This is a genomic window from Angustibacter peucedani (genome assembly GCF_054779595.1).
The window spans coordinates 1-6,907 of record NZ_BAAGXY010000143.1; the positions used below are offsets into that span (position 1 = coordinate 1).

The following is a 6,907-nucleotide window of genomic DNA, read 5'->3' on the forward strand; positions in this document are numbered from 1 at the left end:
CGGCCCAACGTGCCCGCGACCGCGACGACGTCGCCCGGGCGGGCGCCGGAGCGCAGCACCGGCGCGCGGCCCTGCAGGTCGCCCAGCGCCGTCACCGACACCACGACCAGCGGCCCGCTCGACAGGTCGCCGCCCACGACCCCGGCCCCGGTGCCCTCGCAGGCCGCGGCCAGCCCGTCGGCCAGCCCGACCGCCCAGCCGACCGGCAGGTCCGCTGGCGCCACCAGCCCGACGAGCAGGGCCGTCGGCACCGCGCCCATGGCGGCGACGTCCGCGAGATTCTGCGCGGCGGCCTTCCAGCCGACGTCCTGCGGGCTCGACCAGTCGCGGCGGAAGTCACGCCCCTCGACGAGCAGGTCGGTCGTGGCGACGACCCGGCCGTCCGGTGCGGCCACCACCGCGGTGTCGTCCCCGGGACCGACAAGAGCGCCCGGCGCGTGCGGCAGCCGCGGGAAGATGGCCTGCAGCAGGCCGTCCTCGCCCACGTCGGACAAGGTGGGCGGGCCCGAGGGGTCGTCTGGCACGTCCGGCACGGTAGCGTTCGGTCCGACGCGGAGCAGCGGGCACCGCGCGGACCCCCTGGAGGACGCGGTGGTGGTGCAGGCCTACATCCTCATCCAGACCGAGGTCGGCAAGGCCGCCACGGTCGCCGAGACGATCGCCGGCATCAGCGGCGTCACGCTCGCCGAGGACGTCACCGGCCCCTACGACGTGATCGCCCGGGTCGAGGCCCGCAACGTCGACGAGCTCGGCAAGCTGGTCATCGCCAAGATCCAGGACGTCGCAGGGATCACGCGCACCCTCACGTGCACCGTCGTCCACGTCTGATCCTGATCTCCGCCGCCGTCCTGGCGGTCGCGGCCGTGGCCGCGGTGCTGTGGTGGCGCGCCCGGCCGCTGCAGGTGGCCGCTCCCCCGGGCGCGGGCGACCCGGCGTGCGCCCAGCTGGCCGACCGGCTGCCGCGCACCGTGCGCGACGCGGGCCGCGTGCCGACGTCGTCGAGCTCCCCCGCCGTCGCGGCCTGGGGCGAGCCCGCCGTGGTCTGGCGCTGCGGCGTCACCGCGCCCGGCCCGACCACCGACGAGTGCCTGGACGTCGACGGCGTCGACTGGGTCGCGCACCCGCTGGACGACGGCACGTCCTTCACGACGTACGGCCGCGACCCGGCCGTGCAGGTGCTCGTGCCGCACGTCGGCGGCTCGCCCGACCCGCTGGTGCTGCCGCCGTTCTCGCGCGCCGTCGTCGCGCTGCCCCAGGGCGACCGCCGCTGCAGTTGAAGCGCCGCGACGGCTCAGGGGTCAGCGCAGGCCGGTCGGGCGGCTGATCGCCAGCTGCAGCAGCCGGTCGACCAGCGCCGGGTAGTCGACCCCGGACGCCGCCCACATCCGCGGGAACATCGAGTGCGGCGTGAAGCCCGGCATGGTGTTGATCTCGTTGACCACAACCTCGCCCGACGGCGTGAGGAACACGTCGACGCGGGCCAGGCCCTCGCAGCCCATGACCTCGAACGCCTCGACCGCGAGCGCCTGCACGCGGTCGCGGACGTCGTCCGGGACGTCGGCGGGCGTGGTCAGCCGGACGTCGGCCTCGTCGACGTACTTGGCCTCGAAGTCGTAGAAGGTGTGGCCGGACACGACCTCGATCTCGCCGAGCTCGCTGGCCCGCGGGGTGCCGTCGAGGTCCTGCAGCACGCCGCACTCGAGCTCGCGGCCCTCGATGCCCGCCTCGACGACGACCTTGGGGTCGTGCCGCCGGGCCTCCTCGACCGCAGCGCGCAGCCCGTCGGCCCCGTCGACGGCGTCGACCCGGGTGATGCCGATGCTCGACCCGGCGCGCGCGGGCTTGACGAAGACCGGGAACCCCAGGTGCTGCAAGCGGTCCAGCGCGGCGTCGGGGTCCGTCGTCCACTGCCGGGGGGTGATGACCTCGTACGGCCCGACCGGCAGGCCGTGCCCGGCCAGCAGGGTCTTCATGTAGTGCTTGTCCATGCCCGCGGCCGACGCGAGCACCCCCGAGCCGACGTAGGGCACGTCACCGAGCTCGAGCAGGCCCTGCAGGGTGCCGTCCTCGCCGAACGGCCCGTGCAGCAGCGGGAAGACGACGTCGACGTCGCCGAGCGTCGTGGGCACCTCGCCGGGACGTGTGGTCACCAGCGCGCGGTCCGACGTGCTGGTCGGCACCAGCACCCCGGGGCCGCTCGTGTCGACCTCGGGCAGCTCGGCGCCGCGAGCCTCCAGCGCCGCCGGGTCGTCGGCCGCCAGCACCCAGCGACCGTCCTGGGCGATGCCGACGGGCACGACGTCGTAGCGCTCGCGGTCGATCGCGCGCAGCACGCCGGCAGCGGTCATGCAGCTCACCGCGTGCTCGCTGGAGCGGCCGCCGAACACGACGGCGACGCGGGCGCGGCGGGCGGGCGGGGGTCCGGGGGACGTCTGGTTCATCGCGCCCGACCCTATCCCGGCGCTCCCCACTAGCCTTCACCCGTGAGCGACGCCCCCCGCCCCACGTACGCCCCCGCGACGCTGGCCGTCGCCGCCGGCCGGCCGACCGCCGCACCGGGCGCGCCGCTCAACGAGCCGGTCTGGCTCACCTCGACCTACGGCGCCGACGGCCCGTACGACTACGGCCGCAGCGGCAACCCCACGTGGGACGCCTTCGAGACGGCGCTCGGGGCCCTGGAGGGCGGCCGGGCACTGGTGCACTCGGCCGGCCTGGCCGCCGTCGCCGCCGCCGTCTCCCTCGCCGCGGACGGCGCGACCGTCGTGGCACCGCGCGGCGCCTACTCGGGCACCACCGCCCAGCTGCGGCGCGCGCACGAGCGCGGTCGCGTCGTCCTGCGCGAGGTCGACGTGACCGACGGCGACGCGGTGCGCGCGGCTGTGCAGGGCGCCGGGATGCTGGTGGTCGAGACCCCCACCAACCCGCTGCTGCAGGTCGCCGACCTGCCGGCCCTGGTCGACGCGGCGCACGAGCAGGGCGCGCTCGTGGTGGTCGACAACACCTTCGCCACTCCGTTGGTGCAGCGCCCGCTCGACCACGGGGCCGACGTCGTCGTCCACTCGGTCACCAAGTACCTGTCGGGGCACTCCGACGTCGTGCTCGGCGCCACCGTCACCCGGGACGACGAGCCCGGGCGGGCGCTGCACGACCAGCTGCGCTCGTACCGCCACCTGCACGGCACGATCGCCGGACCGCACGAGGTCTGGCTCGCGCTGCGCGGCCTGCGCACCCTGGCGCTGCGCTCGGAGCGGGCCCAGGCCAACGCCGCCGAGCTCGCCCGGCGCCTGGTCGACCACCCGGTGGTCTCGCGCGTGCGGCACCCGTCGCTGCCCGACGACCCCGGCCACGACCTCGCCGGTCGGCTGATGCGCGGCTACGGCGCGGTCGTGGCGGTGGAGGTGGGCGGTGACGCCGACCGCGCCGAACGGGTCGCGGCCGCCACCCGGCTGTGGGTGCACGCCACCAGCCTGGGCGGGGTGGAGTCGACGCTCGAGCGCCGCCGGCGGCACGCCGCCGAGTCCGACGCCGTGCCGGTCGACCTGCTGCGCCTGTCGGTCGGCGTCGAGGACGTCGACGACCTGTGGACCGACCTCGACCAGGCGCTGCGCGCCGCGGCAGAAGGGTGAGCCCGATGAGCGAGCTGGAGGCCCCGCGGCAGGTCGACCTGCGCACGCCCGACGGACGCACGCTGCGGGTGTTGGACGACGGCGCCCCGGGTGACGACCGGGTGCCGCTGCTGCTGCACCACGGCTCGCCCATGTCGGCGACAATGCTCGACGTCCAGCGCTCCGACGCCCGCGACCGCGGCCTGCGCCTGGTGAGCTACGACCGGCCCGGCTACGGCGGGTCGAGCCGTCGTCCGGGACGTGGCGTGGCCGACGTGGTCGACGACGTGCGGGTGGTCGCCGACCAGCTCGGGCTCGACCGGTTCCTCACGGCCGGCGCGTCCGGCGGCGGGCCGCACGCCCTGGCCTGCGCGGCCCTGATGCCCGAACGGGTCGCCGCCGCGGCCACGGTCGCCGGCGTGGCGCCGTTCCGCGCCGAGGGCCTCGACTGGGCCGCCGGCATGGGCGACGACAACGTCGAGGAGTTCGGGCTGGCGGCGAGCGGTCCGCACGCGCTCGAGCCGTTCCTGGAGCAGGCGCGCGAGGCGGTGCTCGGGTCGGACGCCGAGACGCTGGCCGAGCAGATGGCCTCGCTGCTGCCGCCGGCCGACCTGGAGGCGCTCGCGGCCGGTCTGGGCGACTGGCTGCACGAGAGCATGACCCGCGGCCTGGCGCCGGGGTACGACGGCTGGCTGGACGACGACCTCGCCTTCGTGCGCGACTGGGGCTTCGCGCTGGGGGACGTCCGGGTGCCGGTGCTCGTGGTCGGCGGCGGGCAGGACCTCATGGTGCCGGTGGCGCACGCGCGGTGGCTGGGCGCCCACGTGCCGGGCGCGGGTTCCGACGTGCAGGACGACGCCGGCCACCTGTCGCTGCTGGCCACGCCGGGCCCGCTGCACGAGTGGCTGCTCGCGCGCTGGTGAGGCGCTAGTCGCCCTCGGCCTTGCGGGCGCGCTGCAGCAGCCGGCGACCCATGTCCTGCGGCGACAGGCCGTGGTGCACCACGGCCACGACGCCCTCGGCGATGGGCATGTCGACGGCCTCGGCGTGCGCGAGGTCGAGGATCGACTGGCAGGACTTCACGCCCTCGGCGGTCTGCTTCGTCGCGGCCACCACCTCGTCGACGCTCATCCCCCGGCCGAGGTTGACGCCGAAGGTGCGGTTGCGCGACATCGGCGACATGCAGGTGGCGATGAGGTCGCCGACGCCGGCCAGCCCGGCGAACGTCGCGGGGTCGGCGCCCAGCGCCTCGCCCAGCCGCGAGGTCTCGGCCAGCCCGCGGGTGACGATCGTGGCCTTGGTGTTGTCGCCCAGGCCCATCCCCTCGGCCATGCCGACCGCGAGCGCGATGACGTTCTTGACCGCGCCGCCCAGCTCGGTGCCGACGACGTCGGTGCCGGTGTACGGCCGGAAAGCCGCCGTGGCGCACGCGTGCGCGACCCGCTCGGCGGTGCCGGCGTCGACGCTCGCGACGACGCTGGCCGCGGGCTGCCGGGCTGCGATCTCGGGGGCGAGGTTGGGGCCGGACACGACGGCGATCCGCGCGGGCTCGACGCCGGCGACCTCGTGCACGACCTGGCTCATCCGCAGCGTCGTGCCGAGCTCGACGCCCTTCATCAGGCTCACCACGGCGGCCTCGCGCGGGATGTCGCCGCCCCACGCTTCGAGGTTGCTGCGCAGGGTCTGCGACGGCACGGCCAGGACGACGACGTCCGCGTCGTGCATCGCCTCGGCCGGGTCGGTGGTGGCCCGCACGGTGTGCGGCAGCTCGACGTCCGGCAGGTAGAGCGCGTTGGTGTGCTCGCGGGTGATCTGCGCGGTGACCTCGGCGCGGCGTCCCCACATCGTCACGTCGGCCCCGGCGTCGGCCAGCACGAGGGCGAAGGCCGTGCCCCAGTTGCCGGTGCCCAGCACGGCGCAGCGGGTCACGAGGCGGCCTTGTGCGGGTTGCCGGTGCGCGGCAGGCCGTGCTGGCGCGGGTCGAAGCGCTGGGTCGGCGCCTTCTCGCCGCGCAGCTGCTCGAGCAGACCGGTGATGTCGCGCATGATCCGCTCGGCCGCCTCGGCCACGAGGGGGCCGTCGAGCGGGCGACCGCGCAGGTCGTCCAGGTCGACCGGCGGACCGGCCAGCACGTGCATCGTCTTGCGCGGCAGCACGTGCAGGCGCTTGGCGTAGGGCATGAGGATCTCCTGCGGGCCCCACTGCGCGATCGGCACGACCGGGCAGCCGGTGGTCAGCGCGAGTCTGGCCGCACCGGTCTTGGCGACCATGGGCCACAGCTGCGGGTCTCGGGTGAGCGTGGCCTCGGGGAAGATCGCGATGGTCTTGCCGTCCTCGATCGCCGCGACCGCCGAGCGGAAGGCGTCGCGCGCGTCACCCGTCTCGCGGTGCACCGGGATCTGCTCGGCCGAGCGCAGCACCCAGCCGACGAACGGCACGCGGAAGACCTGCTCCTTGCCCAGGAAGTACGGCGGGTGGTCGTGGTCGAGCAGGAAGTGCGCGAACGTCAGCGGGTCGACGTACGTCATGTGGTTCGAGCAGGCCACGAACCCGCCGGTGGCCGGCAGGTGCTCGGCGCCGCGCCAGTCGCGCTTGGTCAGGACCATGAACCAGGGCCGGATCACGGCGCGGGCGAAGCGGTAGGCCCACGGGAGCCGACGCTGCGGCACACGCACTCCTTCGTCGTCGGTCGCTGGCCCACCCACCAGTCCCGGTCTGCCGGGAGCAGCATCCTCGCGGTCACCGGGGGTGTTGTCGAGCGAGCGCGCGGTGACTGCGACCATCGGGTGGTGACCTGGACGCTCGTCCTGCCCGTGCAGCACGCCGACCGCGGCAAGACCCGGCTGACGGCACCGTCTGGTGTGCGCCGCGCCGACCTCGCGCGCGCCTTCGCCACCGACGCGCTGACCGCGGTGCTCGCGAGCGCGTCGGTCGGGCGCGTCGTCCTCGTGACGTCGGACCCGGTGCTGCGCGAGCGGGCCGCCGAGCAGGGCGCGGACGTCGTCGCCGACCCGGGCTCAGGGCTGACCGCCGCGGTCCAGGCCGGGATCGACGCGGCCCGCGAGGCGGCGCCGGGCGCTCCGCTGGGAGTGCTGCTGCCCGACGTCCCGGCCCTGCGACCCGCCGATCTGGACGCCGCCCTCGTGGCGGCCGCCGACCACGAGCTGGCGCTGGTGCCCGACCTCGAGGGCACCGGCAGCGTGCTGCTCGCCGCCGCCCGCGGCGGAGCGCTGCCGCACGCGTTCGGCGACGGCTCGGCCGCTCGGCACGTCGCGGCCGGCGCCGTCCGCCTCGACCTCGAC

The 6,907-nt window shown here is 75.8% G+C and carries 9 protein-coding genes; 5 read left to right on the forward strand and 4 right to left on the reverse strand.

What is annotated here, in order from left to right; all coding sequences use genetic code 11:
• A partial coding sequence (locus tag ACYVJ4_RS17790) for a thiamine-phosphate kinase (protein WP_460461415.1) occupies positions 1-524 on the reverse strand: 524 nt, incomplete at its 3' end.
• Between the two features lie 70 nt (positions 525-594).
• On the opposite strand from ACYVJ4_RS17790, the gene ACYVJ4_RS17795 reads away from it, so the two are divergent.
• Together ACYVJ4_RS17795 and ACYVJ4_RS17800 are read left to right on the forward strand one after the other, a co-directional pair.
• Complete coding sequence (locus ACYVJ4_RS17795) at positions 595-828, forward strand: Lrp/AsnC family transcriptional regulator (protein WP_345714643.1); 234 nt, start codon at positions 595-597, stop codon at positions 826-828.
• Positions 807-1,277 (forward strand): DUF3515 family protein, encoded by a 471-nt coding sequence (locus tag ACYVJ4_RS17800; RefSeq protein ID WP_460461416.1) that lies wholly within the window; start codon positions 807-809, stop codon positions 1,275-1,277. The genes ACYVJ4_RS17795 and ACYVJ4_RS17800 overlap by 22 nt, the downstream gene beginning before the upstream one ends.
• Positions 1,278-1,298: 21 nt before the next feature.
• On the opposite strand, the gene ACYVJ4_RS17805 is transcribed toward ACYVJ4_RS17800, so the two are convergent.
• Positions 1,299-2,441 (reverse strand): D-alanine--D-alanine ligase family protein, encoded by a 1,143-nt coding sequence (locus ACYVJ4_RS17805; RefSeq protein ID WP_460461417.1) that lies wholly within the window; start codon positions 2,439-2,441, stop codon positions 1,299-1,301.
• Between the two features lie 42 nt (positions 2,442-2,483).
• Between ACYVJ4_RS17805 and ACYVJ4_RS17810 the strand changes: the two genes are divergently transcribed.
• Positions 2,484-3,626 (forward strand): trans-sulfuration enzyme family protein, encoded by a 1,143-nt coding sequence (locus tag ACYVJ4_RS17810; RefSeq protein WP_460461418.1) that lies wholly within the window; start codon positions 2,484-2,486, stop codon positions 3,624-3,626.
• A gap of 5 nt (positions 3,627-3,631) precedes the next feature.
• The gene (locus ACYVJ4_RS17815; RefSeq protein ID WP_460461419.1) at positions 3,632-4,528 is read left to right on the forward strand and encodes an alpha/beta fold hydrolase; all 897 of its coding nucleotides are present in this window, start codon (positions 3,632-3,634) and stop codon (positions 4,526-4,528) included.
• A 4-nt stretch (positions 4,529-4,532) separates the two neighbouring features.
• On the opposite strand, the gene ACYVJ4_RS17820 is transcribed toward ACYVJ4_RS17815, so the two are convergent.
• On the reverse strand, positions 4,533-5,534 hold the full coding sequence (locus tag ACYVJ4_RS17820; protein WP_460461420.1) for an NAD(P)H-dependent glycerol-3-phosphate dehydrogenase: 1,002 nt from the start codon (positions 5,532-5,534) through the stop codon (positions 4,533-4,535).
• Positions 5,531-6,274, reverse strand: a complete 744-nt coding sequence (locus ACYVJ4_RS17825) for a lysophospholipid acyltransferase family protein (RefSeq protein ID WP_460461421.1) — start codon at positions 6,272-6,274, stop codon at positions 5,531-5,533. Before ACYVJ4_RS17825 ends, ACYVJ4_RS17820 begins: the two co-directional genes overlap by 4 nt.
• Before the next feature lie 120 nt (positions 6,275-6,394).
• On the opposite strand from ACYVJ4_RS17825, the gene cofC reads away from it, so the two are divergent.
• Positions 6,395-6,907, forward strand: a 513-nt coding sequence (cofC, locus tag ACYVJ4_RS17830; RefSeq protein WP_460461422.1) for a 2-phospho-L-lactate guanylyltransferase, incomplete at its 3' end; no start/stop codon positions are given.

Bases quoted from the DNA above. Each gene is read 5' to 3' on its own strand.
- ACYVJ4_RS17805 (WP_460461417.1), bottom strand. From the start codon at position 2,441: ATGAACCAGACGTCCCCCGGACCCCCGCCCGCCCGCCGCGCCCGCGTC.
- ACYVJ4_RS17815 (WP_460461419.1), top strand. From the start codon at position 3,632: ATGAGCGAGCTGGAGGCCCCGCGGCAGGTCGACCTGCGCACGCCCGAC.